General features: G+C 41.1%; 10 protein-coding genes, 39 tRNA genes and 6 rRNA genes. 3 read left to right on the top strand and 52 right to left on the bottom strand.

Annotation, left to right across the window (positions count from 1 at the left end):
• The first annotated feature begins 54 nt into the window (after positions 1-54).
• Positions 55-546 carry a hypothetical protein gene (locus ACS3UD_RS03920; RefSeq protein ID WP_308137729.1) on the top strand — a complete coding sequence of 164 codons (492 nt, stop codon included), beginning with the start codon at positions 55-57 and terminating at the stop codon, positions 544-546.
• A gap of 67 nt (positions 547-613) precedes the next feature.
• Here ACS3UD_RS03920 and ACS3UD_RS03915 read toward each other — a convergent pair whose 3' ends face one another.
• The 5 genes from ACS3UD_RS03915 to gpr all read right to left on the bottom strand — a co-directional run bounded on the left by ACS3UD_RS03915 (position 614) and on the right by gpr (position 6057).
• Positions 614-1405 carry a TPM domain-containing protein gene (locus tag ACS3UD_RS03915; protein ID WP_308137730.1) on the bottom strand — a complete coding sequence of 264 codons (792 nt, stop codon included), beginning with the start codon at positions 1403-1405 and terminating at the stop codon, positions 614-616.
• Positions 1406-1422: 17 nt separating this feature from the next.
• Positions 1423-1989, bottom strand: a complete 567-nt coding sequence (locus ACS3UD_RS03910) for a LemA family protein (RefSeq protein ID WP_308137731.1) — start codon at positions 1987-1989, stop codon at positions 1423-1425.
• A 10-nt stretch (positions 1990-1999) separates the two neighbouring features.
• Positions 2000-3805, bottom strand: a complete 1806-nt coding sequence (gene lepA / locus ACS3UD_RS03905; RefSeq protein WP_374049882.1) for a translation elongation factor 4 — start codon at positions 3803-3805, stop codon at positions 2000-2002.
• 68 nt (positions 3806-3873) lie between these two features.
• Positions 3874-5007 (bottom strand): stage II sporulation protein P, encoded by a 1134-nt coding sequence (gene spoIIP / locus ACS3UD_RS03900; protein WP_308137732.1) that lies wholly within the window; start codon positions 5005-5007, stop codon positions 3874-3876.
• Between the two features lie 108 nt (positions 5008-5115).
• Positions 5116-6057, bottom strand: coding sequence for a GPR endopeptidase (gene gpr, locus ACS3UD_RS03895; RefSeq protein WP_308137733.1), 942 nt, complete (start codon positions 6055-6057; stop codon positions 5116-5118).
• A gap of 240 nt (positions 6058-6297) precedes the next feature.
• Between gpr and rpsT the strand changes: the two genes are divergently transcribed.
• Positions 6298-6561 (top strand): 30S ribosomal protein S20, encoded by a 264-nt coding sequence (gene rpsT, locus ACS3UD_RS03890; RefSeq protein WP_308137734.1) that lies wholly within the window; start codon positions 6298-6300, stop codon positions 6559-6561.
• 141 nt (positions 6562-6702) lie between these two features.
• On the opposite strand, the gene holA is transcribed toward rpsT, so the two are convergent.
• Both holA and ACS3UD_RS03880 read right to left on the bottom strand, forming a co-directional pair.
• A complete protein-coding gene (gene holA, locus ACS3UD_RS03885) occupies positions 6703-7734 on the bottom strand; it encodes a DNA polymerase III subunit delta (RefSeq protein ID WP_308137735.1) in 1032 nt (343 codons plus the stop codon).
• Positions 7724-10057, bottom strand: coding sequence for a DNA internalization-related competence protein ComEC/Rec2 (locus tag ACS3UD_RS03880; RefSeq protein ID WP_308137736.1), 2334 nt, complete (start codon positions 10055-10057; stop codon positions 7724-7726). The genes holA and ACS3UD_RS03880 overlap by 11 nt, the downstream gene beginning before the upstream one ends.
• A gap of 78 nt (positions 10058-10135) precedes the next feature.
• Here ACS3UD_RS03880 and ACS3UD_RS03875 point away from each other — a divergent pair, with 78 nt between their 5' ends.
• Positions 10136-11101 carry a ribonuclease H-like domain-containing protein gene (locus ACS3UD_RS03875; protein WP_308137737.1) on the top strand — a complete coding sequence of 322 codons (966 nt, stop codon included), beginning with the start codon at positions 10136-10138 and terminating at the stop codon, positions 11099-11101.
• 50 nt (positions 11102-11151) lie between these two features.
• Here ACS3UD_RS03875 and ACS3UD_RS03870 read toward each other — a convergent pair.
• From ACS3UD_RS03870 to ACS3UD_RS03650, 45 genes are all read right to left on the bottom strand, one after another.
• Positions 11152-11227 (bottom strand) — tRNA-Phe (locus ACS3UD_RS03870).
• 34 nt (positions 11228-11261) lie between these two features.
• A tRNA-Ile gene (locus ACS3UD_RS03865) sits at positions 11262-11335 on the bottom strand.
• Between the two features lie 22 nt (positions 11336-11357).
• Positions 11358-11431 (bottom strand) — tRNA-Ile (locus ACS3UD_RS03860).
• Positions 11432-11441: 10 nt separating this feature from the next.
• Positions 11442-11515: transfer RNA gene (locus tag ACS3UD_RS03855), tRNA-Pro, on the bottom strand.
• Between the two features lie 21 nt (positions 11516-11536).
• Positions 11537-11609, bottom strand: a tRNA-Trp gene (locus ACS3UD_RS03850).
• Between the two features lie 13 nt (positions 11610-11622).
• Positions 11623-11709, bottom strand: a tRNA-Ser gene (locus ACS3UD_RS03845).
• Between the two features lie 18 nt (positions 11710-11727).
• Positions 11728-11816: transfer RNA gene (locus ACS3UD_RS03840), tRNA-Ser, on the bottom strand.
• 2 nt (positions 11817-11818) lie between these two features.
• Positions 11819-11894 (bottom strand) — tRNA-Lys (locus ACS3UD_RS03835).
• Between the two features lie 13 nt (positions 11895-11907).
• Positions 11908-11982: transfer RNA gene (locus ACS3UD_RS03830), tRNA-Gln, on the bottom strand.
• A gap of 13 nt (positions 11983-11995) precedes the next feature.
• A tRNA-Gln gene (locus ACS3UD_RS03825) sits at positions 11996-12070 on the bottom strand.
• 6 nt (positions 12071-12076) lie between these two features.
• Positions 12077-12150 (bottom strand) — tRNA-Arg (locus tag ACS3UD_RS03820).
• Positions 12151-12213: 63 nt separating this feature from the next.
• A tRNA-Gly gene (locus ACS3UD_RS03815) sits at positions 12214-12287 on the bottom strand.
• Positions 12288-12302: 15 nt separating this feature from the next.
• Positions 12303-12377: transfer RNA gene (locus ACS3UD_RS03810), tRNA-Gly, on the bottom strand.
• 2 nt (positions 12378-12379) lie between these two features.
• Positions 12380-12464 (bottom strand) — tRNA-Tyr (locus tag ACS3UD_RS03805).
• 20 nt (positions 12465-12484) lie between these two features.
• Positions 12485-12557, bottom strand: a tRNA-Thr gene (locus ACS3UD_RS03800).
• A gap of 57 nt (positions 12558-12614) precedes the next feature.
• A tRNA-Asp gene (locus ACS3UD_RS03795) sits at positions 12615-12691 on the bottom strand.
• A 76-nt stretch (positions 12692-12767) separates the two neighbouring features.
• Positions 12768-12840 (bottom strand) — tRNA-Val (locus ACS3UD_RS03790).
• Positions 12841-12963: 123 nt separating this feature from the next.
• Positions 12964-13035, bottom strand: a tRNA-Glu gene (locus tag ACS3UD_RS03785).
• Positions 13036-13135: 100 nt separating this feature from the next.
• Positions 13136-13209: transfer RNA gene (locus ACS3UD_RS03780), tRNA-Met, on the bottom strand.
• 77 nt (positions 13210-13286) lie between these two features.
• Positions 13287-13362 (bottom strand) — tRNA-Met (locus tag ACS3UD_RS03775).
• Positions 13363-13374: 12 nt separating this feature from the next.
• A tRNA-Leu gene (locus ACS3UD_RS03770) sits at positions 13375-13459 on the bottom strand.
• Between the two features lie 13 nt (positions 13460-13472).
• Positions 13473-13547 (bottom strand) — tRNA-Asn (locus ACS3UD_RS03765).
• A gap of 3 nt (positions 13548-13550) precedes the next feature.
• Positions 13551-13667: ribosomal RNA gene (gene rrf / locus ACS3UD_RS03760) — 5S ribosomal RNA — on the bottom strand.
• Between the two features lie 182 nt (positions 13668-13849).
• Positions 13850-16912 (bottom strand): 23S ribosomal RNA (locus tag ACS3UD_RS03755).
• A gap of 325 nt (positions 16913-17237) precedes the next feature.
• Positions 17238-18751 (bottom strand): 16S ribosomal RNA (locus ACS3UD_RS03750).
• The 16S, 23S and 5S rRNA genes sit together here with 38 tRNA genes alongside, the layout of an rRNA operon.
• 288 nt (positions 18752-19039) lie before the next feature.
• A tRNA-Phe gene (locus tag ACS3UD_RS03745) sits at positions 19040-19115 on the bottom strand.
• A gap of 4 nt (positions 19116-19119) precedes the next feature.
• Positions 19120-19193, bottom strand: a tRNA-Ile gene (locus tag ACS3UD_RS03740).
• A gap of 19 nt (positions 19194-19212) precedes the next feature.
• Positions 19213-19289: transfer RNA gene (locus ACS3UD_RS03735), tRNA-Ile, on the bottom strand.
• 10 nt (positions 19290-19299) lie between these two features.
• Positions 19300-19373: transfer RNA gene (locus ACS3UD_RS03730), tRNA-Pro, on the bottom strand.
• Positions 19374-19377: 4 nt separating this feature from the next.
• Positions 19378-19466, bottom strand: a tRNA-Ser gene (locus tag ACS3UD_RS03725).
• 5 nt (positions 19467-19471) lie between these two features.
• Positions 19472-19544 (bottom strand) — tRNA-Lys (locus ACS3UD_RS03720).
• Between the two features lie 17 nt (positions 19545-19561).
• A tRNA-Lys gene (locus ACS3UD_RS03715) sits at positions 19562-19634 on the bottom strand.
• A 15-nt stretch (positions 19635-19649) separates the two neighbouring features.
• Positions 19650-19726 (bottom strand) — tRNA-Arg (locus ACS3UD_RS03710).
• Between the two features lie 48 nt (positions 19727-19774).
• Positions 19775-19850: transfer RNA gene (locus tag ACS3UD_RS03705), tRNA-Thr, on the bottom strand.
• 57 nt (positions 19851-19907) lie between these two features.
• A tRNA-Asp gene (locus tag ACS3UD_RS03700) sits at positions 19908-19984 on the bottom strand.
• 76 nt (positions 19985-20060) lie between these two features.
• A tRNA-Val gene (locus ACS3UD_RS03695) sits at positions 20061-20133 on the bottom strand.
• A gap of 123 nt (positions 20134-20256) precedes the next feature.
• Positions 20257-20328: transfer RNA gene (locus ACS3UD_RS03690), tRNA-Glu, on the bottom strand.
• 100 nt (positions 20329-20428) lie between these two features.
• Positions 20429-20502 (bottom strand) — tRNA-Met (locus tag ACS3UD_RS03685).
• A gap of 77 nt (positions 20503-20579) precedes the next feature.
• Positions 20580-20655, bottom strand: a tRNA-Met gene (locus ACS3UD_RS03680).
• A 12-nt stretch (positions 20656-20667) separates the two neighbouring features.
• A tRNA-Leu gene (locus ACS3UD_RS03675) sits at positions 20668-20752 on the bottom strand.
• Positions 20753-20765: 13 nt separating this feature from the next.
• A tRNA-Asn gene (locus ACS3UD_RS03670) sits at positions 20766-20840 on the bottom strand.
• A 3-nt stretch (positions 20841-20843) separates the two neighbouring features.
• A 5S ribosomal RNA gene (gene rrf, locus ACS3UD_RS03665) occupies positions 20844-20960 on the bottom strand.
• 182 nt (positions 20961-21142) lie between these two features.
• A 23S ribosomal RNA gene (locus tag ACS3UD_RS03660) occupies positions 21143-24205 on the bottom strand.
• Positions 24206-24350: 145 nt separating this feature from the next.
• Positions 24351-24426 (bottom strand) — tRNA-Ala (locus ACS3UD_RS03655).
• A 123-nt stretch (positions 24427-24549) separates the two neighbouring features.
• A 16S ribosomal RNA gene (locus ACS3UD_RS03650) occupies positions 24550-26198 on the bottom strand.
• Positions 26199-26510 lie beyond the last annotated feature (312 nt).

Raw genomic sequence — 26510 nt, 5'->3', positions numbered from 1 at the left:
ATTTTTAAAAGACTTAATATATTTTACAAACAAATATATCAAGGGGGACTGGTCATGAAAATTACTATAACAAATGAAAGCGGTGATTTTAAAAAAAATCTGTATACCAAGGATATGGTAACATACGAAGTAAAAAACCAAGAAATAATAGATTTTTTTACGCAATTATCCGAAGCCCATATTAACGACAGCAATATTGATGTAATGTATGAATGCCTCTACAATTTAATAAATTATGGCTATCTATATACAGATTCTGATGATGATATTGATTATGATGATTATGGTGATTATGGTGATTATGACGACTATGATAATTATGATGACTACGATGATGAGAAAGATTATGCATCACAGGATGGCTTCAAGTTGATTGACTCTGAGGTAGAGTATTTTGTAGACAGCGAAAAAGTCGCTAAGGAAGAATATGATGATGCATGGGATGACAGGCTTGGATATCTTGGTTCGTCCAATTGGGAGGAAAAAGGGCTTTCCATCACAAATTCGGAAACAGACGAAATAATATTTTTAGGAAAGATATCTTAATTCCTATGCAAAATAAATAGGGCTTTGAGTTATTAACGCAAAGCCCTGATAATTTTATTGAATAATATTAAAATCCTCTTCCTGCTCCGCCTCCGCCTGAACGGCCTCCGCCTCCGAAGCTTCCTCCGCCTCCGAAGCTTCCTCCGCCGCCGAAACCGCCAAAGCCGCCACCGCCTGGACCGATAATAGGTGGTATGAAAATATTTCTTCGTCTGCCTCTTCTTCCTCCGCCTCCGAAGCCGTTAATTATAATTATCAAAACAATTAATAAAATTAACTTGAATAAAGCCCCATAGTCCGACGAATTGCTATACACATTTCCTCTGTCAACATCTCCAAAAATTACGTCATCATCATATCCGTACTCTTCGTTTACCCTTTCTGTAACCCTGTAAAAAATATTTTCCAAGCCTGCTGAGTAATCTCCGCTTGATAAATAGTCTAATGATTCATCTAATATTCTTCCTGCTTCCGCGTCGGTTATAGCTCCTTCAAGTCCGTAACCAACTTCTATTTTAATTCTTCTTTCCTCCAACGAAAGGAGAATCAACACACCATTATCATATTCTTTGTTTCCTATTTCCCATTGTTCAAAAAGTTCTACAGCATATTTATTTTCATCTAAACCCTGTAAATTTTGAACAGCTGCTACTACGATCTGAGGCTTTTCATCTGTATTTTCGTAGTTAAGATTAATCTTAACCATGTTTGCTTCCGCTTCACTATCTATAATATCAGCAAAATCATTAACATAAAATTCTGTTGTAGGCTTAGGAAACGTTACATTCTGGCCATATGCAAATGTCCCGGTAAATTGTAACAAGACCGCCATTAATATAGGCAGTAAATTTTTCCTCACAAGTATCACACTCCAAATCAATCAAAGTTAACTTCCGGTGCAGTTTCGGCTCCGGGAGTAGCTTCAAAGTACGGTCTTTCCTCAAAGCCAAGTATTCTAGCCCATATTAATCTCGGAAATGTTCTTATTGCTTTATTGTAGTCTCTAACTACTGCATTATACCTGTCGCGTTCGGTTGAAATTCTGTTTTCGGTTCCTGCAAGCTCATCCATCAAAGAGGTTACATTTTGATTTGATTTAAGTTCAGGGTAATTTTCAACCACAACAAGAAGTCTTGATAGTGCACCCTCTAACTGGTTAGATGCCTCCACCTTTTCAGAAGTTGACCCTGCGCCGGCAAGCTTAGATCTTGCATCCGCTATGGCAGTGAATACTTCCTGCTCCTGCGCCATAGCCCCCTTAACAGATTCTACCAAATTTGGAATCAAATCATATCTTCTTTGGAGCTTGCTCTCAACATTTGCCCACTGGGTATTTACATTTTCATCCAGTGCAACCAATGAGTTGTAGCTGCCAAAAATACTAAATACAAACAGAGCTATCAATGCTAATATCACTAATAAAATTATAGTTCCTTTTTTCATTTCACACCTCTTAATCTTCGTCAAATTTTAAAACTGCCAGAAAAGCCTCCTGTGGAACTTCAACGCTACCTATCTGCCTCATGCGCTTCTTGCCTTCTTTTTGCTTCTCCAATAGCTTTTTCTTTCTGGTTATATCTCCACCGTAGCACTTTGACAATACATCTTTTCTAAGTGCCTTGACTGTTTCTCTTGCAATTATTTTTCCTCCTATTGCTGCCTGAAGAGGAACTGCAAACAAATGCCTCGGGATTACGTCTTTTAATCGTTCAACAATTGATTTTCCTCGTTCATATGCTTTCTGCTCATGAACTATAATTGAAAATGCATCAACCAATTCCCCATTTATAAGTATATCCATTTTAACCAGCTCTGAACGAACATATCCGTGAAGTTCATAATCAAGAGATGCGTATCCTCTTGTCTTAGATTTCAAAGCATCAAAGAAATCATAAATAACTTCATTTAGCGGAAGCTTGTAATGAAGAATAACTCTGGTTGCCTCCATATATTCCATATTTTCAAAAATACCTCTTCTGTTTTGACAAAGCTCCATAATTGATCCAACATATTCTGTCGGAGCCATAATGGACGCATTTACAATAGGTTCTTCCATATATTCTATTTCCTGAACAGGAGGCATGTTTGTGGGGTTTTGCATAATCATCATCTGCCCATCTGTTTTATATACCTTGTAAATAACGCTGGGAGTGGTTGCAATTATATTCAAATTGAACTCTCTCTCTAGCCTTTCTTGTATTATTTCCATGTGCAGAAGGCCTAAAAATCCGCATCTAAACCCGAATCCCAATGCAATGGAAGTTTCAGGCTCAAAAGTTAATGCGGCGTCATTTACCTGAAGCTTTTCAAGCGCATCTCTTACCGAATTGTACTCCTCCCCTTCTGCTGGATAAACTCCACAGTAAACCATGGATGTTACCTTCTTGTACCCTGGAAGAGGCTCACTTGCAGGATTATTTGCATTGGTTATAGTGTCTCCCACACGGCAGCTTCTAACCTCCTTCATGCTTGCGCACAAATACCCCACATCTCCTGAATACAATGCGGTTGTCGGTTTTTGAACGGGTGAAATTATTCCGACTTCTGTAACATCAAAAGTCTTGCCTGTGGACATCATCTTAATTTTATCGCCCTTTTTAACTGTTCCTTCCTTAATTCTCAAGAAAGCAACAACTCCTCTGTAGCTGTCATAATAGGAGTCAAAAACCAATGCTTTCAGCGGATCATTTTCATCACCAGCTGGAGGCGGAATTTGCTTTACTACTGCTTCAAGAACATGGTCTATGTTTATATTATCCTTTGCTGATATAAGCGGTGTATTTTCACAGTCAAGCCCGATTACATCTTCTATTTCCTTCTTAATCTCATCAGGTCTTGCACTGGGAAGATCAATTTTATTGATTACTGGAACAATTTCCAAGTCCTGATCCAGCGCAAGGTATACATTTGCCAATGTCTGAGCTTCAATTCCTTGGGATGCATCAACTACAAGAACAGCACCATCACACGCTGCCAAACTCCTTGACACTTCATAGTTAAAGTCAACATGCCCTGGAGTATCTATCAAATTTAGCGTATAGTCATGCCCGTCCTTCGCTTTGTACAAAAGGCTTATTGTTTGAAGCTTAATTGTTATTCCTCTCTCACGTTCCAGATCCATATTATCTAAAACTTGCTGCTGCATCTCTCTGTGAGATATAAGTCCTGTATTTTCTATTAATCTATCTGCTAACGTTGATTTGCCATGATCTATATGGGCAATTATCGAAAAGTTTCTTATGTATTTTTTTCTGTCCAAAAATATGTTCCTCCCTATTTATATGGATATAGGGTATTATATCAAAATTTGCTTATTTATTAAAGATATTATTTGCTAATTTCTTCAATATACTCTATTAAAACATCGCTCAAAAGCTCTGCGCTGTAATTCACCTCGTCGATATGGTTTAATGTACATCCTACTTCTACAAGCAATGCATAATCAGAGAGATATTGATTAAAATACGCCTTATCTCTTATAATAATTTTCCTGAATAGACCAGGATACATCTCTTCGGCTTTATCAAACAAAAGCTGAGCATTTTCTTTGAGCCTGTCATAATTTTCATTGTAATTTCCTATAACAAGAGTGCATGTTGCTGCATTCTCACCGTTAATTTCCGTTGTCTTTACCTGTGATAATGTTTGTTCATACAGAGAGTTCTCCTCAGCACCATCTCTATGTATATCTATAATTAAATTTTTCTTATTGTCTGAAAGCACCTTGCTGACTGCATTTTTTGAATTGTAATATGATGAATTATAATCAGGATAGTCATTATAATCTTTAAGGTGAACTGCATTTATCCCATAGCCCTGCAAATTTGCTGTAATTTTTGTTCCTACACCCATTACATTGTATCTTTCATCCTGGGTTCTGTAGTTTCCTTCCTTATGCGGAAGAAATGCTTCAGTTCCATGAGTGTGAAAAACAACCACATTCAGATTTTCATTAATAGAAGCAGCGTCTATGAATATATCTCGGGGAGAGCTGCTTCTATATGTTGGTGATTCAATTACTCTAAAAAAATCTTCTTGCCTGTTTGCAGCTAACAGTATTTCTTTTTCAGCTAACTGCGGCTCAGTGTCTTCCTCATCGTATATTTTTAACTCATTTTCAGCAATATCATTTTGTTCTTGATTATGGTCTGAAGAATTTAAAACTTCTTCAGATTTGAGAACATCACTATCAATCAATCTGCTTTGTTCTTCACTTTCATTAAAAGTTTTCTCAAGAAAAATATTAAAGTAGGACATTAATTTGTCTATAAAATTCATATCATCCTGATTTTCCACATTTTCATTGTAATGAATGGAGATTGTCGTAACATCCTTCCCTGACTTTCTTTCTTCAGATAAATTGTAGACATAACTGTAACCGATAAAAAGTATCGTCAAACAAAAGATTGACATACTCATATAAATTTTAGTTTTACCCTTATTTCTTCTTCGTCTCTTCATGATCCAACTCCACATATTTTCACAATAGTAATACATTAGTAAATTTCTAATATATTAATGTATATGTGTATTGTTTCCTGAATAACACTGTTATTTTTTACAAATAGGTTACGAAATTAATTCATATCCCGGATGAACTGCTTTATTTATAGATTCAGCCAGCAGTTCAGATAAACTTTCAATAAGTTCATCCACTCCGCTAGGTGTAACTATTGATTCTCCGTACATTGGATTTAAAATCTCCTTTATAAATACCTGTTTTTCGTTATATTCCAGGTCGCTTAATATCCCCATTATTTGACCTACATCATCAGTTTTATCCTTTAATGAATTTTCCATCAGCTCTATGGTATCATTAACAATTGTAGCTGTATCTACCACCGTCGGTATCCCCACTGCTACAACCTTAACCCCTCCAAGAGTCTCTTTGTTCAGCGATCCCTGCATATTTCCTATTCCTGAGCCTGGCTCAATGCCAGCATCCGTAATTTGAACAACTGAACATAGCCTCCTCATCTTTCTGGATGCAAGCGCATCAATAATAATAAGCAGCGTAGGCTTTATTTTTTCAACCACACCCACAATGGTATTAATGGTCTCTATGCCTGTGGTACCAAGCACACCCGGTTCCAATATGGACACTTCGCTGTAATCCTCATCATAATCTTTGTTATATGCCTTAAAAAATTGTCTTGTAACCTTTATTTTATCTAAGGTTCTTGGCCCAAGCGCATCAGCGGTAATATTTCGGTTTCCCAGACCCACAACCAAAACTCTTTCTCGCTTTAAATCAGACACATCCTTAATTGCCTGAGACAATATATTTATTACTTCAATCTTTGATTCACTGTTAAGGCTCTTAAGGCTTTTGGTTTCATAAGTAATATATTTGCCCATTTTTTTCCCAACAGATTTTTCTGCCGCTTTATCTTTGATTTCAAGCTCTACAACTTCGCCATGTTCATAATCATGAGTATTCAAAGTAATTCCCTCAACTTTTTTTGCCAGTGATTCATTGGCTTCATAAGCTAAATCTGTTCTGTAATACATAATTACCTCCTTTTGTTCATGGTTTAAGTATTTCTCCAAAATCGGAGAATATTTAAATTTCATGTAATTTATTGCATATTAGATTTATTATTGAATTTTTTCATTTTTTTATTCTTTATACTTGATTTTTATTAAAATAGCCTGTATAATTGATTTGCTGTCTAAAATATTGTCAATATGCAAATAATATGCTAAAATGTTATAGCATTTGAATAAGACTACTTGAAGGAGGTGAAGATTTTGGCAAATATTAAATCTGCAAAGAAAAGAATCTTAGTTATAAATAAGAAAACTGAAGTTAACAAAAGCAGAAAGTCTGAAATCAAAACATGTATTAAGAAATTCGAAGTAGCTTTAAACGCAGGTGACTACGAAAAAGCTAAAGAATTATTGAGATTATGTGAAAAGAAATTATATCAAGCAGCTGCAAAAAATACTATTCATAAAAAAGCAGCAGCAAGAAAAGTAAGCAGACTATCTAAAAGATTAAATAAAGTTGCTTAATTTTAGCTCATAGGTTTTATTACCTTTGAAACTAAAATCCTTAAGATTCATCAACTAACCTCATATTCTGGATGTGATGTTAGTTGATGAATCTCAGGAAATAAAGAAAAACCGGGTTATCCGGTTTTTTTATTTCACAATTTACTTAATAATTCCGTTAGTAATAAGCTCAAGTCCTATTCTGCCATCAATTTCTCCAGTCTTAATTTTCCTGTCCGTCTCAAGAATCTTTTCCATGTAATATCTTATTTTTTCACCACTCGTGCTTCTGACTTGCTTCGAAAGCTTTGTGGCAATAAATTTTTTAATCTTCATGGTACTCATGATCTCATTAAAGCTGTAGCCCTTTTTAAGTAAAACAGTGTATTGATAAAGCAATCTGTACTGTCTGGCTATCATGTGAATAACAAACTGCTCAGGAGTGTTATTGGTAAGCATCTCATCAAGTATTTCAAATGCCTTTTTTTTATTGCCTTCGCAAATATTATCCACAAGCTTAAAAATATTACTTTCAACAGATTTAATTAATAGCAGGTCAATATCCTCAAAAGATATACTCTTTGAATTTGCCTTGTAAGCTGCAAGTTTTTCTATTTCATTATTTACATGATAAAGACTGACTGTGCTTTCATACTCCAAATACCCTGAGTTATTTGCAATGTAAGCAGCATCATTAAGACTTATGCTCAAATTAAGCTCTTTGAATTTTTCAACAATATATCTGGTTAATTCTCCCTCATTCAGCCTAGTAATTTCAAAAACTGCATTTCCGGCTTTTAAATTTTTAACGATCTTCTTTCTAGAATCCGGTTTTCCTCCCTTAATCAAAAATAAAGTAACGCAGCTATCATTTTTGCCTAACAAATCAATTAGCTTATTATCTTCAGTTTTGTTCAAGCTCCCAGATGAAGTTAAAAATGTTGAATCTTTTACAGTGCACACCTTTTTATTTGACATAAACGAAAAAGTTGTTATAAACTCATAAAAATTACTAAAGTTATTTTCAACTTTTTCAAACTCTGCATAATTCATGCTTTCATATTCGTCGCTGACATATTTATTTTTAATGAGTTTTACTGCATTATCTATGTAATATTCCTCATTCCCATATAAAATTAAAAATTCCGGAACTTTATCTTTCTTAATCAAATCAATTATTATTTTATAGCTCATACCTTTCTCCCTTGTATAGTATACAATAAAGCAACAGGCAAAAATTAATTAAATTCGGTATTAATCCCGTAAAATATAGTTTATAAAAATTATCTGATTTCTGTCCTGTATATGTATTATAATATATTTCGCCGTCATTTAAAATAAAATTTATTTCTCCTTCATTATATGTAGTTAATATTGTGCTCTTATTTCTTTCATATCTGGATATAACCTCCTCCGATGGCATACCGTAATTATTATTACCGTAGCTTATTACAGCTAAATCCGGCTTCAACATATTTACAAAACTATCTGTGGACGAAGTCTTGCTTCCATGATGCGGAACTATAAGAATATCAGCATGCTCCATGCCTAGAAGCATATCTTCTGCTTCCATTTCAATATCTCCCGCCATAAATATTTTTATATTATCAAAACTCATAAGTATTACCATCGATCCATTGTTGGTGCTTTTTGCTATATAATTTTTATCCGGCCATAAGGTTTCTATTTTTAATCGTTCATCTATATTAGAAAAGTTTCCTTTTTTCAATATGTTAACTTTATATTCATCGCTATCAAAAGAAGAAAAAATTTTTTTGATTTTTATATTGTTATTTATTATTTCTTTTAACCCTGAATAATGGTCTTCATCCCAATGGCTTATAAAAACCCCTTCTATTGTTCTTATTCCATGCTTTGTAAGATAAGGAACCGCTGTATACTCCCCAAAGCCGTTTTTATTGCTTCCACAATCAAAAATCAAATTTATATTTTTATATTTAACTGTTGTGAAGAGTCCTTGGTTTGCGTCTACAACATTAAAATACACCTTACTATCCATAGAAGGAATGATTATAAAATCAAATATGCAAAAACTTAATAAGATAGTGATAACACACTTTTTTATTCGAAAACTATTGCATGAAAGAAAATAAAGCATTGCAGCAAGAACAATGTAAAAAAATATAATTTCACATCCAGACATTGTTGGAATGATAACTCCGTTATATGCAACATTATTTGCTAAGCTTATGATATATTTGAGACAATAAAGTATGTAATCAAATATTTTAAAAGGAATCACTAAAAATTCCAATAGAAACCCGCTTGTAAGCAATAAGATAAAGCCATAAATAATTATGACCAAAAAAATTTGTATAAGGATAAGATTATAAAATATACCCATTAGTGGCAGATAGTTAAAGTAATATGCTACAACAGGTAATGTAAATAGCTGTAAAAATAAATAAAGAGAAATAGATTTTATTATTATATTTTTGTATAATACATATTTTAGAATATAGCGATTGTAAAAAATCAGGCTCAAAGCAGCCGTAAATGATAGTAAAAATCCAGCATCCGTAATCCAAAAAGGATTATATAAGGTCAAAATAAGAGCAGCCAGTCCTATAGAGTTAAGAGAATTATATTTTCTGTAAAACATCTCGGCACCGAACAACACAGTAAACATTACAAGTGCTCTCAATACTGTAACAGGAAACCCTATAAGGAAACCATATACCCAAATCAACACCCATGTTAATCCCCAGCTTAATCTATAATTTAAAAAAAGCCTAAATAATGTAATCAAAAATACATACATAAGTGCTATATGAGTTCCTGAAACAGCAAATATATGAGCTAGTCCCATTCCCTTTATCCCGTCATACGTACTTTCATCCAAGTAGTCTGAATCTCCAAGTATTATAGATAAAATTATGTCTGCATTTTCTTTATCCAGTTTATCATAGAATGTGTTTTCTGTATAATTTTTAAAATCAACTGATAGACTTCTAAACCACGAAACATTCTCTTTTAGAGTTTTGACATCTCCTTTCAAAAAAACAACTGCTCCTATTTTTTTCGATTTCAGATAATTTTCATAGTTAAACATCATTCTATTTTTACTGAACCTATTATCTGCTATTCTACCGGTAAATTGAGCAACACTGTTTTCTTTAACCTCGTTCTCTTCTTTTACATAAATTATCGTATTTTCTTCTTCTCTTAATTTGTAATTATTTATGCTTAAAACTCGCGCATTATAGCTAACATATTCAGACTCAGAGCTCTGCTTATTTTTATGGCTAATTTCTACAACCAAGTCTATCTCTTCATTAATGTATTGTTTTAATACAAAAATTGAATTATAATAACTATTAATAAATGATAAAAAAACAAATGCTGCAATTGAAAGACTGTATAAGAATCTTTTAGTGGTAAACGCATTATAAACAAGTATGAACGCAGAAACTGCTAAATAGTATTCAAAACATCCACACTCATACGATAATATTCCAATTGCATAAAAAGCAAAAATATAAATTAATACATGCATAATTACACCTCAACATATTTTACCAAATTTTGGGACGTAAATCAAAACTAATTTTGTACAAGCAGGATAGGAGAATTAATGATCATTAACAGCGGAGAAGTAAATTTAATTAACATTAAAGAAAATATACATAACTTATTAAAAAAATCCTTCTTTATTGATATAGAAACAACCGGTCTGTCCAGAGAATATTCTGATATAATTTCAATAACTGTTCTTCTTTATGAAAACAATGGCTATAAAATTACCCAGATATTCTGTGAATATTCAATTGATGAACCTGAAGCATTAAAATACTTTTACGAATTGATTAGTAAAAAGGAGTATATAATCACCTACAATGGAAACAGTTTTGACATTCCATTTTTAATGCGAAAGATGCAAAAATACAATCTTAATATTGATTTGAGTACCTTTACTAAAGTTGATTTATACTATTGGATGAAAAACATTAAAAATAAAATTGAAGTTCAAAATTTGAAATTAAAAACTGCTGAGAAATATTTTAATATTAATAGAAATGACACTCTAGGCGGAGAGGATATCATAACATTATACAAAGCGTACAGAATAGAACCGAGAAAGGAATTTGCGGAATTGATATTACAGCATAATTATGAGGATGTTTTTAATCTTCCTACACTATTCAGCTGCATACTTGATATGTATGATAATATTCTTCATTATGACAACCTTATGGTTAGTATAAACAGCGAGTCCACAAAAATAAAAAAGAATACTTTAATTTGTAAATGCAACATAATAAGCGCGTTAAAAACTAATTATGTAAACACAAACATTAACTTTAGCTTAAAGACCGATTTAGCCTCTCAAACAATGGAATTACATATCCCATTAGATTTTTTTAAAGATGACAAGATTATGGAGTTTTTCTTTATTGATAATGTAAATTATAAGGTACCAAAATACACAGCAATTGAAGGCATAAAAAGAAACCTTCTTCCTATAAAATTTAACGATAAAATCTTTTACACAAACATATCAAATCTAATAAAAACTGTTTTAGACTCTATTTTTAAATAATATTATTAAATAACAAAAAAGGCTTACTTCTTATTGTAAGCCTTTTTATTTGGTGCCCAAACGCGGAATCGAACCACGGACACGGAGATTTTCAGTCTCCTGCTCTACCGACTGAGCTATCTGGGCAAATTCATTATAAACAAATTAAATGTTTTATGAGTGGGCCTTCAAGGACTCGAACCTTGGACCTACCGGTTATGAGCCGGGCGCTCTAACCAACTGAGCTAAAGGCCCAAAACAATATGTTTTGGTACAGTGGGCTTAGATGGACTCGAACCATCGACCTCACGCTTATCAGGCGTGCGCTCTAACCACCTGAGCTATAAGCCCATTTTAAGTATCGGGGCGGCAGGATTTGAACCCGCGGCCCTCTGGTCCCAAACCAGATGCGCTACCAAACTGCGCTACGCCCCGTTGCATAAAAACTATTTTAAACAGGAGTGGCAGGACTCGAACCCACGACACTTGGTTTTGGAGACCAATGTTCTACCGACTGAACTACACTCCTACTATGTAACTTACGGAGAAGGAGGGATTTGAACCCTCGCATCCTTGTCAGATCTACTCCCTTAGCAGGGGAGCCTCTTCGGCCACTTGAGTACTTCTCCATTATGCATAGTTTAATTTGGCGGAGAGGGTGGGATTCGAACCCACGCGGGCTTACACCCAAACGGTTTTCAAGACCGCCTCGTTATGACCACTTCGATACCTCTCCAATGGTGATCCATCGGCGATTCGAACGCCGGACACCTTGATTAAAAGTCAAGTGCTCTGCCTGCTGAGCTAATGGATCATAATAAATTAAATGGCTGGGATGGCAGGATTCGAACCTACGCATACTAGAGTCAAAGTCTAGTGCCTTACCGCTTGGCGACATCCCAATTCTTTATTCTTTGGCTGGGGTAGTAGGATTTGAACCCACGAATGCCAGAGTCAGAGTCTGGTGCCTTACCGCTTGGCGATACCCCACTAAAATGCACCCAGGAGGATTCGAACCCCCGGCACACGGATTAGAAGTCCGTTGCTCTATCCTACTGAGCTATGGGTGCTCAGTAATTTCTAAAAACTACCAAATTTTTAAAAAATTTCTTAAGAATTTGAATAGGTTATATTGGAGCGGGTGAAGGGAATCGGACCCTCGCGACCAGCTTGGAAGGCTGGGGCTCTACCATTGAGCTACACCCGCAAAATAAATTTATGTTGGAGCGGAAGACGAGATTCGAACTCGCGACCCTCGCCTTGGCAAGGCGATGCTCTACCACTGAGCCACTTCCGCAATGGTGGAAGAGATTGGATTCGAACCAATGAAGGCGGTGCCAACGGATTTACAGTCCGTCCCCTTTAGCCACTCGGGAACTCTTCCTTATTTTTTTAATGTTACAAAGCTGGTGGGAGGACTTGAACCCCTAACCTACTGATTACAAGTCAGTTGCTCTACCAATTGAGCTACACCAGCATATATAATTGTTTTACGCCAATAAATTACTTCTTCGACTATACTTCTTTTTTTTAATGGCGACCTGGAAGGGGCTCGAACCCTCGACCTCCAGCGTGACAGGCTGGCATTCTAACCAACTGAACTACCAGGCCGCTTTTGCAGTTAATCACTGCATTTGACCTACCAACACTTTTCAGAAAAATCTGATTAATGAAGTTAGGACTTAAGTGGAAACTATAGGGCTCGAACCTATGACCCCCTGCTTGTAAGGCAGATGCTCTCCCAACTGAGCTAAGCTTCCATATTTTGCAGTCTCATTCACCAATTTTTCTGCTCCTTACGTCACAAAAATTGGGAATTCGTTACATATGACCTACCATCCATTTTTCAGAAAGAAACTCTGAAAAATGGGGTTAGGGCATCATGACCCTACCGGGACTCGAACCCGGGTTATCGCCGTGAAAGGGCGGTGTCTTAACCGCTTGACCATAGGGCCTTATTGTACATTCTCGTTCAAAAATTTTGAACTTGCTGCCAATGACCTACCATCATCTTTTTCCCAATATTAATTGAAAAAATGGGTTAGGGCATCTTGATAGCGGCGAACGGATTTGAACCGCTGACACTGCGGGTATGAACCGCATGCTCTAGCCAACTGAGCTACGCCGCCATATTTCAATAACACAAGTGTACTTTAAAGTGTTATTTGAATGCTCAGAAACGCTTAGTCTTGAGCTTAATTACTTTTGGTAGCGGGAGCTGGATTCGAACCAACGGCCTCCGGGTTATGAGCCCGACGAGCTTCCAACTGCTCTATCCCGCGAAAATTCATTGATGCCGAAGACCGGACTCGAACCGGTACGAATTTGAGGTTCGCAGGATTTTAAGTCCTGTGCGTCTGCCAATTCCGCCACTTCGGCTTTGTATCTTTGTTGGCTCCGAGGGTGGGGCTCGAACCCACGACCTACCGGTTAACAGCCGGTTGCTCCACCATTGAGCTACCTCGGAATAACCCGGCGACGTCTTACTTTCCCAGGCAGTTGCCCGCCAAGTATCATCAGCGCTGAAGAGCTTAACTTCCGTGTTCGAGATGGGTACGGGTGTGTCCTCTTCGCTATTGTCACCAGATATATAAAAGTTCTTTCAGAACTTTCAAAATCGCATAGGAATTTTTAGATTAGACATTTTTGCGCAGTCTCATTTACCAATTTACTTGCTCCTTGCGTCGCATAAATTGGGAATTCGTTGCGAATGACCTACCTTCAATTTTTTTCTCCTTTTAGTCGAAAAAATTGGGTTAGGGCATCTTTGAGGTCAAGACCTCGACCTATTAGTATTGCTCAGCTGAATGCATTGCTGCACTTACACATGCAACCTATCAACCCGTTAACATATCGGGGGTCTTACTCACTTGCGTGATGGGAAATCTTATCTTAGGGCTAGTTTCGCGCTTAGATGCTTTCAGCGCTTATCTAATCCAGACTCAGCTACTCAGCTATGCCACTGGCGTGACAACTGATGCACCGGCGGTCTGTCCATTCCGGTCCTCTCGTACTAGGAACAGCTCCCTTCAAATTTCCTGCGCCCACGGCGGATAGGGACCGAACTGTCTCACGACGTTCTGAACCCAGCTCGCGTGCCTCTTTAATGGGCGAACAGCCCAACCCTTGGGACCTGCTTCAGCCCCAGGATGAGACGAGCCGACATCGAGGTGCCAAACCTCCCCGTCGATGTGGACTCTTGGGGGAGATAAGCCTGTTATCCCCAGGGTAGCTTTTATCCGTTAAGCGATGGCCTTTCCACTCGGTGCCACCGGATCACTAAGTCCAACTTTCGTTCCTGCTCGAGATGTCTCTCTCGCAGTCAAGCTCCCTTCTGCCTTTACACTCTTCGCACGATTTCCGACCGTGCTGAGGGAACCTTTGAGCGCCTCCGTTACTCTTTCGGAGGCGACCGCCCCAGTCAAACTGCCCAACTGACAGTGTCCATATACCGGTTCACGGTATCATGTTAGAAATTCAGTAACAATAGAGTGGTATCCCAACGTTGGCTCCACCGATACTGGCGTACCGATTTCTCTGCCTCCCACCTATTCTGTACAATTGCTACCGAATTCCAATGTCAGCCTGCAGTAAAGCTCCATGGGGTCTTTCCGTCCTGCCGCGGGTAACTCGCATCTTCACGAGTACTACAATTTCACCGGATCTATTGTTGAGACAGTGCCCAAATCGTTACACCTTTCGTGCGGGTCGGAACTTACCCGACAAGGAATTTCGCTACCTTAGGACCGTTATAGTTACGGCCGCCGTTTACTGGGGCTTAAGTTCAAAGCTTCTCTTTCGATGACTTCTCCCCTTAACCTTCCAGCACCGGGCAGGTGTCAGCACCTATACTTCATCTTTCGATTTAGCAGATACCTGTGTTTTTGGTAAACAGTCGCTTGGGCCTGTTTTCTGTGGCCCTTCTAAGCTCCAACAGTTCTGTCTTCACTCTGAAGGGCACCCCTTCTCCCGAAGTTACGGGGTCATTTTGCCTAGTTCCTTAACAATAGTTCTTCCGCTCATCTTTGGATTCTCTCCTTGCCTACCTGTGTCGGTTTACGGTACGGGCACCTTCTTGCTCGATAGAGGCTTTTCTTGACAGTGTGGGCTCAGCTGCTTCACTACTTATTTTCGCTCCCATTCGTATCTCAGGATTGACGTTACGGATTTGCCTGTATCGTCTCCCTACTTACTTAGACGCACTTTTCCAGCTGTGCGCCAGCTTACCCTCCTGTGTCACCCCATTTCTCAAACGCTTAAAGGTGGTACTGGAATTTCAACCAGTTGTCCATCGCCTACGCCTTTTGGCCTCGGCTTAGGTCCCGACTTACCCTGAGTGGACGAGCCTTCCTCAGGAATCCTTAGGCTTTCGATGGGTGAGATTCTCACTCACCTTTCGCTACTCATGCCAACATTCTCTCTTCTGTACAGTCCACGACTCCTTTCGGTAGTGCTTCTATCCGTACACAATGCTCCTCTACCGATGTCGTAAATCTCTTCATTCGCTCAATTTTGATTTTAGCCCCGTTAGAGCTTTTCAAAATCCTTCCTTTTTATCTATTTTAATTAATGAAGGATTTTGAACTGAGATGTCCTCAGTTATCGTTTCATTGAACAGATGAAGAGCTTTACGACATCCCACAACTTCGGTAATAGATTTTAGCCCCGGACATCTTCGGCGCAAAACCACTCGACCAGTGAGCTATTACGCACTCTTTTAATGAATGGCTGCTTCTAAGCCAACATCCTGGTTGTCTGTGTAGTTTTACATCCTTTTCCACTTAATCTATATTTTGGGACCTTAGTTGGTGATCTGGGCTGTTTCCCTTTTGACTATGAAACTTATCTCACATAGTCTGACTCCCTAGCAACATATATATGGTATTCGGAGTTTGATAGGTTTTGGTAACGTATAACGCCCCTAGACCATTCAGTGCTCTACCCCCACTATACTTACTTGAGGCTAGTCCTAAAGCTATTTCGAGGAGAACCAGCTATCTCCGGGTTCGATTGGAATTTCACCGCTATCCACACGTCATCCCGTAGCTTTTAAACGCTAATGGGTTCGGTCCTCCACCAGATTTTACTCTAGCTTCAACCTGCACATGGATAGGTCACCCGGTTTCGGGTCTACAACATACAACTTTCGCCCTTTTCAGACTCGATTTCTCTTCGGCTCCTAACCTTTGGTTATTAACCTTGCTGCATATTGTAACTCGTTGGCCCGTTCTACAAAAAGTACGCGGTCACACTTTTGTGCTTCCACTGTTTTTAGGCTCAGGGTTTCAGGTTCTTTTTCACTCCCCTCCCGGGGTTCTTTTCACCTTTCCCTCACGGTACTATTCTCTATCGGTCACTGGGTAGTATTTAGCCTTGGGAGGTGGTCCTCCCTGCTTCCCACAAGATTCCTCGTGTCCCGTGGTACTCTGGATCATATCCTCGCTTCAAACTGTTTTGCTTACGTGTCTATCACATTCTTTGGAGGAGCTTTCCAGCTCTCTTCGGCTACAGTTTTCTGTCTCTTTGATATGTCCTCAACCCCAAGTATTTCTACTTGGTTTGGGCTCTTCCGCTTTCGCTCGCCGCTACTTACGGAATCATTTTTTATTTTCTCTTCCTAAGGGTACTTAGATGTTTCAGTTCCCCTCGTTCCCCTCATACAGCTATTTATTCACTGTATGATACATAAGGTTTACCTTATGTGAGTTTCCTCATTCGGATATCTGCGGATTATCGGCTGCTTACGCCTCCCCGCAGCATTTCGTAGTTTGCCACGTCCTTCTTCGGCTCCCAGTGCCAAGGCATTCGCCCTTAGCCCTTTCTATCTTGACCTGTTTGTCATTGTTATGTCTTCATAACATTTTTTTTGGTTAAATTGTATTTGTTTTTTAAAATTTGAATTTAACTTTTCTCAATGTCTCGCAGTTTCATTCTCCAATTTTTTTGCTCCTTATGGTCGCATAAATTGGGAATTCATTGCGAATGTCTTACCATCAATTTTTTTCTTCCTACGGTCGAAAAAATTGGGTAAGGCATCTTCTCTTTTTTTCCTATGCAATTTTCAAAGTTCTGTGGTTTTATACTGTATCCTTCAGTCTTGCTTTACTTTTGTTTAAAGCAAGCAATAAAACAGCATAAGTCCTTTAGTTCTCCTTAGAAAGGAGGTGATCCAGCCGCACCTTCCGATACGGCTACCTTGTTACGACTTCACCCCAGTCATTGATCCTACCTTCGGCGCCTGCCTCCTTGCGGTTAGCTCAGCGACTTCGGGTATTACCAACTTCCATGGTGTGACGGGCGGTGTGTACAAGACCCGGGAACGCATTCACCGCGACATTCTGATTCGCGATTACTAGCAACTCCGACTTCATGTAGGCGAGTTGCAGCCTACAATCCGAACTGGGATCGGTTTATTGGGATTTGCTCCGGATTGCTCTTTCGCTTCCCTTTGTACCGACCATTGTAGCACGTGTGTAGCCCAAGACATAAGGGGCATGATGATTTGACGTCATCCCCACCTTCCTCCGATTTATCATCGGCAGTCTCTTTAGAGTGCCCAGCTTTACCTGCTGGCAACTAAGGATAAGGGTTGCGCTCGTTGCGGGACTTAACCCAACATCTCACGACACGAGCTGACGACAACCATGCACCACCTGTCTCCCTTGCTTCCGAAGAAGAGAGTACATCTCTGCACTGGTCAAGGGGATGTCAAGCCTTGGTAAGGTTCTTCGCGTTGCTTCGAATTAAACCACATGCTCCGCTGCTTGTGCGGGTCCCCGTCAATTCCTTTGAGTTTCAGTCTTGCGACCGTACTCCCCAGGCGGAGTGCTTATTGTGTTTACTTCGGCACTGACCATCGCTGGCCAACACCTAGCACTCATCGTTTACAGCGTGGACTACCAGGGTATCTAATCCTGTTTGCTACCCACGCTTTCGTGACTCAGCGTCAGTTACAGTCCAGTAAGCCGCCTTCGCCACTGGTGTTCCTCCTAATATCTACGCATTTCACCGCTACACTAGGAATTCCGCTTACCTCTCCTGCACTCAAGTAATACAGTTTCAAATGCTAACTATGGTTAAGCCTTAGCCTTTTACATCTGACACATACTACCGCCTACTCACCCTTTACGCCCAGTAAATCCGGACAACGCTCGCCCCCTACGTATTACCGCGGCTGCTGGCACGTAGTTAGCCGGGGCTTCCTCCTTGGCTACTGTCATTTTTTTCTTCACCAAGGACAGAGTTTTACGATCCGAAAACCTTCTTCACTCACGCGGCGTCGCTGCATCAGGGTTTCCCCCATTGTGCAATATTCCCCACTGCTGCCTCCCGTAGGAGTCTGGACCGTGTCTCAGTTCCAGTGTGGCCGTTCACCCTCTCAGGCCGGCTACTGATCGTCGCCTTGGTAGGCCTTTACCCCACCAACTAGCTAATCAGACGCGAACTCATCCTATACCTCTAACGATTTGACTCATCAACCATGCGGTCATCAAGTGTTATATGGTTTTAATCCCGGTTTCCCGAGGCTATTCCTTTGTACAGGGCAGATTGTTCACGCGTTACTCACCCGTCCGCCACTAAGTATATTCCGAAAAACATACTTCGTTCGACTTGCATGTGTTAGGCACGCCGCCAGCGTTCGTCCTGAGCCAGGATCAAACTCTCGTTTTATATTCTTGCTCAAGATAGCGCTTAGCTTATCTTTGTCTTTCTTTACTTTGGTTCTTTAGTTCTTTTTTTCTTTGAACTCTCAAAGGTTTCTTATGCTGTTTTATTGTCTAGGTTCTTCGCTGTTTTTTGCGACAGCTTGAATAGCTTATCACATCTTGTCAATGTTGTCAACTATTTTTTTTGCTTCATTTCTGAATAGCTTTGTTAGTTTACCATAATCATTTCTGAATGTCAATTACATTTTAAAATATCTTATAAATTTTTGTTTTTATATAAATTATTAAAAAATGGTGCCCAAACGCGGAATCGAACCACGGACACGGAGATTTTCAGTCTCCTGCTCTACCGACTGAGCTATCTGGGCACAATGGGCCTTCAAGGACTCGAACCTTGGACCTACCGGTTATGAGCCGGGCGCTCTAACCAACTGAGCTAAAGGCCCAAAACAAATTGTTTTGGTATGGTGGGCTTAGATGGACTCGAACCATCGACCTCACGCTTATCAGGCGTGCGCTCTAACCACCTGAGCTATAAGCCCGCTTTAAGTATCGGGGCGGCAGGATTTGAACCCGCGGCCCTCTGGTCCCAAACCAGATGCGCTACCAAACTGCGCTACGCCCCGTTAATGGCGGAGAGGGTGGGATTCGAACCCACGCGGGCTTACACCCAAACGGTTTTCAAGACCGCCTCGTTATGACCACTTCGATACCTCTCCAATAATGATCCATCGGCGATTCGAACGCCGGACACCTTGATTAAAAGTCAAGTGCTCTGCCTGCTGAGCTAATGGATCGTATTAATTTTGCTGAGTGACCCATCAGGGACTCGAACCCTGGACACCCTGATTAAGAGTCAGGTGCTCTACCAGCTGAGCTAATGAGTCATATTAAAATTTAAATGGTGCACCCAGGAGGATTCGAACCCCCGGCACACGGATTAGAAGTCCGTTGCTCTATCCTACTGAGCTATGGGTGCTCAGTATTTTTATTGTGTTAAATCCTCAAAATTTTCTTTTAAATATTATGGAGCTGGTGGGAGGACTTGAACCCCTAACCTACTGATTACAAGTCAGTTGCTCTACCAATTGAGCTACACCAGCATATATAATTGTTTTACGCCAATAAATTACTTCTTCGACTATACTTCTTTTTTTTAATGGCGACCTGGAAGGGGCTCGAACCCTCGACCTCCAGCGTGACAGGCTGGCATTCTAACCAACTGAACTACCAGGCCGCTTTTGCAGTTAATCACTGCATTTGACCTACCAACACTTTTCAGAAAAATCTGATTAATGAAGTTAGGACTTAAGTGGAAACTATAGGGCTCGAACCTATGACCCCCTGCTTGTAAGGCAGATGCTCTCCCAACTGAGCTAAGCTTCCATATTTTGCAGTCTCATTCACCAATTTTTCTGCTCCTTACGTCACAAAAATTGGGAATTCGTTACATATGACCTACCATCCATTTTTCAGAAAGAAACTCTGAAAAATGGGGTTAGGGCATCATGACCCTACCGGGACTCGAACCCGGGTTATCGCCGTGAAAGGGCGGTGTCTTAACCGCTTGACCATAGGGCCTTATTGTACATTCTCGTTCAAAAATTTTGAACTTGCTGCCAATGACCTACCATCATCTTTTTCCCAATATTAATTGAAAAAATGGGTTAGGGCATCTTGATAGCGGCGAACGGATTTGAACCGCTGACACTGCGGGTATGAACCGCATGCTCTAGCCAACTGAGCTACGCCGCCATATTTCAATAACACAAGTGTACTTTAAAGTGTTATTTGAATGCTCAGAAACGCTTAGTCTTGAGCTTAATTACTTTTGGTAGCGGGAGCTGGATTCGAACCAACGGCCTCCGGGTTATGAGCCCGACGAGCTTCCAACTGCTCTATCCCGCGAAAATTCATTGATGCCGAAGACCGGACTCGAACCGGTACGAATTTGAGGTTCGCAGGATTTTAAGTCCTGTGCGTCTGCCAATTCCGCCACTTCGGCTTTGTATCTTTGTTGGCTCCGAGGGTGGGGCTCGAACCCACGACCTACCGGTTAACAGCCGGTTGCTCCACCATTGAGCTACCTCGGAATAACCCGGCGACGTCTTACTTTCCCAGGCAGTTGCCCGCCAAGTATCATCAGCGCTGAAGAGCTTAACTTCCGTGTTCGAGATGGGTACGGGTGTGTCCTCTTCGCTATTGTCACCAGATATATAAAAGTTCTTTCAGAACTTTCAAAATCGCATAGGAATTTTTAGATTAGACATTTTTGCGCAGTCTCATTTACCAATTTACTTGCTCCTTGCGTCGCATAAATTGGGAATTCGTTGCGAATGACCTACCTTCAATTTTTTTCTCCTTTTAGTCGAAAAAATTGGGTTAGGGCATCTTTGAGGTCAAGACCTCGACCTATTAGTATTGCTCAGCTGAATGCATTGCTGCACTTACACATGCAACCTATCAACCCGTTAACATATCGGGGGTCTTACTCACTTGCGTGATGGGAAATCTTATCTTAGGGCTAGTTTCGCGCTTAGATGCTTTCAGCGCTTATCTAATCCAGACTCAGCTACTCAGCTATGCCACTGGCGTGACAACTGATGCACCGGCGGTCTGTCCATTCCGGTCCTCTCGTACTAGGAACAGCTCCCTTCAAATTTCCTGCGCCCACGGCGGATAGGGACCGAACTGTCTCACGACGTTCTGAACCCAGCTCGCGTGCCTCTTTAATGGGCGAACAGCCCAACCCTTGGGACCTGCTTCAGCCCCAGGATGAGACGAGCCGACATCGAGGTGCCAAACCTCCCCGTCGATGTGGACTCTTGGGGGAGATAAGCCTGTTATCCCCAGGGTAGCTTTTATCCGTTAAGCGATGGCCTTTCCACTCGGTGCCACCGGATCACTAAGTCCAACTTTCGTTCCTGCTCGAGATGTCTCTCTCGCAGTCAAGCTCCCTTCTGCCTTTACACTCTTCGCACGATTTCCGACCGTGCTGAGGGAACCTTTGAGCGCCTCCGTTACTCTTTCGGAGGCGACCGCCCCAGTCAAACTGCCCAACTGACAGTGTCCATATACCGGTTCACGGTATCATGTTAGAAATTCAGTAACAATAGAGTGGTATCCCAACGTTGGCTCCACCGATACTGGCGTACCGATTTCTCTGCCTCCCACCTATTCTGTACAATTGCTACCGAATTCCAATGTCAGCCTGCAGTAAAGCTCCATGGGGTCTTTCCGTCCTGCCGCGGGTAACTCGCATCTTCACGAGTACTACAATTTCACCGGATCTATTGTTGAGACAGTGCCCAAATCGTTACACCTTTCGTGCGGGTCGGAACTTACCCGACAAGGAATTTCGCTACCTTAGGACCGTTATAGTTACGGCCGCCGTTTACTGGGGCTTAAGTTCAAAGCTTCTCTTTCGATGACTTCTCCCCTTAACCTTCCAGCACCGGGCAGGTGTCAGCACCTATACTTCATCTTTCGATTTAGCAGATACCTGTGTTTTTGGTAAACAGTCGCTTGGGCCTGTTTTCTGTGGCCCTTCTAAGCTCCAACAGTTCTGTCTTCACTCTGAAGGGCACCCCTTCTCCCGAAGTTACGGGGTCATTTTGCCTAGTTCCTTAACAATAGTTCTTCCGCTCATCTTTGGATTCTCTCCTTGCCTACCTGTGTCGGTTTACGGTACGGGCACCTTCTTGCTCGATAGAGGCTTTTCTTGACAGTGTGGGCTCAGCTGCTTCACTACTTATTTTCGCTCCCATTCGTATCTCAGGATTGACGTTACGGATTTGCCTGTATCGTCTCCCTACTTACTTAGACGCACTTTTCCAGCTGTGCGCCAGCTTACCCTCCTGTGTCACCCCATTTCTCAAACGCTTAAAGGTGGTACTGGAATTTCAACCAGTTGTCCATCGCCTACGCCTTTTGGCCTCGGCTTAGGTCCCGACTTACCCTGAGTGGACGAGCCTTCCTCAGGAATCCTTAGGCTTTCGATGGGTGAGATTCTCACTCACCTTTCGCTACTCATGCCAACATTCTCTCTTCTGTACAGTCCACGACTCCTTTCGGTAGTGCTTCTATCCGTACACAATGCTCCTCTACCGATGTCGTAAATCTCTTCATTCGCTCAATTTTGATTTTAGCCCCGTTAGAGCTTTTCAAAATCCTTCCTTTTTATCTATTTTAATTAATGAAGGATTTTGAACTGAGATGTCCTCAGTTATCGTTTCATTGAACAGATGAAGAGCTTTACGACATCCCACAACTTCGGTAATAGATTTTAGCCCCGGACATCTTCGGCGCAAAACCACTCGACCAGTGAGCTATTACGCACTCTTTTAATGAATGGCTGCTTCTAAGCCAACATCCTGGTTGTCTGTGTAGTTTTACATCCTTTTCCACTTAATCTATATTTTGGGACCTTAGTTGGTGATCTGGGCTGTTTCCCTTTTGACTATGAAACTTATCTCACATAGTCTGACTCCCTAGCAACATATATATGGTATTCGGAGTTTGATAGGTTTTGGTAACGTATAACGCCCCTAGACCATTCAGTGCTCTACCCCCACTATACTTACTTGAGGCTAGCCCTAAAGCTATTTCGAGGAGAACCAGCTATCTCCGGGTTCGATTGGAATTTCACCGCTATCCACACGTCATCCCGTAGCTTTTAAACGCTAATGGGTTCGGTCCTCCACCAGATTTTACTCTAGCTTCAACCTGCACATGGATAGGTCACCCGGTTTCGGGTCTACAACATACAACTTTCGCCCTTTTCAGACTCGATTTCTCTTCGGCTCCTAACCTTTGGTTATTAACCTTGCTGCATATTGTAACTCGTTGGCCCGTTCTACAAAAAGTACGCGGTCACACTTTTGTGCTTCCACTGTTTTTAGGCTCAGGGTTTCAGGTTCTTTTTCACTCCCCTCCCGGGGTTCTTTTCACCTTTCCCTCACGGTACTATTCTCTATCGGTCACTGGGTAGTATTTAGCCTTGGGAGGTGGTCCTCCCTGCTTCCCACAAGATTCCTCGTGTCCCGTGGTACTCTGGATCATATCCTCGCTTCAAACTGTTTTGCTTACGTGTCTATCACATTCTTTGGAGGAGCTTTCCAGCTCTCTTCGGCTACAGTTTTCTGTCTCTTTGATATGTCCTCAACCCCAAGTATTTCTACTTGGTTTGGGCTCTTCCGCTTTCGCTCGCCGCTACTTACGGAATCATTTTTTATTTTCTCTTCCTAAGGGTACTTAGATGTTTCAGTTCCCCTCGTTCCCCTCATACAGCTATTTATTCACTGTATGATACATAAGGTTTACCTTATGTGAGTTTCCTCATTCGGATATCTGCGGATTATCGGCTGCTTACGCCTCCCCGCAGCATTTCGTAGTTTGCCACGTCCTTCTTCGGCTCCCAGTGCCAAGGCATTCGCCCTTAGCCCTTTCTATCTTGACCTGTTTGTCATTGTTATGTCTTCATAACATTTTTTTTTGGTTAAATTGTATTTATTATTTAAAATTTGAATTTAACTAATGTCTTCTCTTTTCATTTTCCTATGCAATTTTCAAAGTTCTGTATCGCTTTAACTTTGTCGTTAAAGTGGTGGAGATAAGGAGATTCGAACTCCTGACCCCCTGCTTGCAAGGCAGGTGCTCTCCCAGCTGAGCTATACCCCCACATTATTTGGTTTTAAAAAGAGCCACTTTATACTGTTAGCTCAACAGTCTTATTTAAAATACATAATTTTTATTGTTTTTAAATAAGCAATAAAACAGCATAAGTCCTTTAGTTCTCCTTAGAAAGGAGGTGATCCAGCCGCACCTTCCGATACGGCTACCTTGTTACGACTTCACCCCAGTCATTGATCCTACCTTCGGCGCCTGCCTCCTTGCGGTTAGCTCAGCGACTTCGGGTATTACCAACTTCCATGGTGTGACGGGCGGTGTGTACAAGACCCGGGAACGCATTCACCGCGACATTCTGATTCGCGATTACTAGCAACTCCGACTTCATGTAGGCGAGTTGCAGCCTACAATCCGAACTGGGATCGGTTTATTGGGATTTGCTCCGGATTGCTCTTTCGCTTCCCTTTGTACCGACCATTGTAGCACGTGTGTAGCCCAAGACATAAGGGGCATGATGATTTGACGTCATCCCCACCTTCCTCCGATTTATCATCGGCAGTCTCTTTAGAGTGCCCAGCTTTACCTGCTGGCAACTAAGGATAAGGGTTGCGCTCGTTGCGGGACTTAACCCAACATCTCACGACACGAGCTGACGACAACCATGCACCACCTGTCTCCCTTGCTTCCGAAGAAGAGAGTACATCTCTGCACTGGTCAAGGGGATGTCAAGCCTTGGTAAGGTTCTTCGCGTTGCTTCGAATTAAACCACATGCTCCGCTGCTTGTGCGGGTCCCCGTCAATTCCTTTGAGTTTCAGTCTTGCGACCGTACTCCCCAGGCGGAGTGCTTATTGTGTTTACTTCGGCACTGACCATCGCTGGCCAACACCTAGCACTCATCGTTTACAGCGTGGACTACCAGGGTATCTAATCCTGTTTGCTACCCACGCTTTCGTGACTCAGCGTCAGTTACAGTCCAGTAAGCCGCCTTCGCCACTGGTGTTCCTCCTAATATCTACGCATTTCACCGCTACACTAGGAATTCCGCTTACCTCTCCTGCACTCAAGTAATACAGTTTCAAATGCTAACTATGGTTAAGCCTTAGCCTTTTACATCTGACACATACTACCGCCTACTCACCCTTTACGCCCAGTAAATCCGGACAACGCTCGCCCCCTACGTATTACCGCGGCTGCTGGCACGTAGTTAGCCGGGGCTTCCTCCTTGGCTACTGTCATTTTTTTCTTCACCAAGGACAGAGTTTTACGATCCGAAAACCTTCTTCACTCACGCGGCGTCGCTGCATCAGGGTTTCCCCCATTGTGCAATATTCCCCACTGCTGCCTCCCGTAGGAGTCTGGACCGTGTCTCAGTTCCAGTGTGGCCGTTCACCCTCTCAGGCCGGCTACTGATCGTCGCCTTGGTAGGCCTTTACCCCACCAACTAGCTAATCAGACGCGAACTCATCCTATACCTCTAACGATTTGACTCATCGACCATGCGGTCATCAAGTGTTATATGGTTTTAATCCCGGTTTCCCGAGGCTATTCCTTTGTACAGGGCAGATTGTTCACGCGTTACTCACCCGTCCGCCACTAGATTTACCTTTTCACTTAGCTCTCGAATTTCAAGTGTGTTGTCACTTGGGTTTAGCGTGAAGCACAAATGTGCAACTCACTGTTTTTCTACATCTTATTATATTGTGCACTTTTGTGCTTGTTGTAGATGTTCGAGCTCTCAGTGAAAAAGTAAATCTCGTTCGACTTGCATGTGTTAGGCACGCCGCCAGCGTTCGTCCTGAGCCAGGATCAAACTCTCGTTTTATATTCTTGCTCAAGATAGCGCTTAGCTTATCTTTGTCTTTCTTTACTTTGGTTCTTTAGTTCTTTTTTCTTTGAACTCTCAAAGGTTTCTTATGCTGTTTTATTGTCTAGGTTCTTCGCTGTTTTTTTGCGACAGCTTGAATATCTTATCACATCTTGTCGATGCTGTCAACTGGTAATTTCTTACTGCGTCTTATTGTTAAGTTCAGTTTGCCATCTGCTTTTTTATCGAATATGTACTATCATATTTTAATTTCATATGTATACACAACTCGTTTTTCTTGAGACAGCTTTAATAGCTTATCAGTTCAAT

The sequence above is a fragment of the Sedimentibacter sp. LTW-03 genome (assembly GCF_052059825.1).
GTDB lineage: Bacteria > Bacillota > Clostridia > Tissierellales > Sedimentibacteraceae > Sedimentibacter.
Note: the sequence above shows the minus strand (reverse complement) of the source record. Positions and strands in the feature narration are given on the sequence as shown.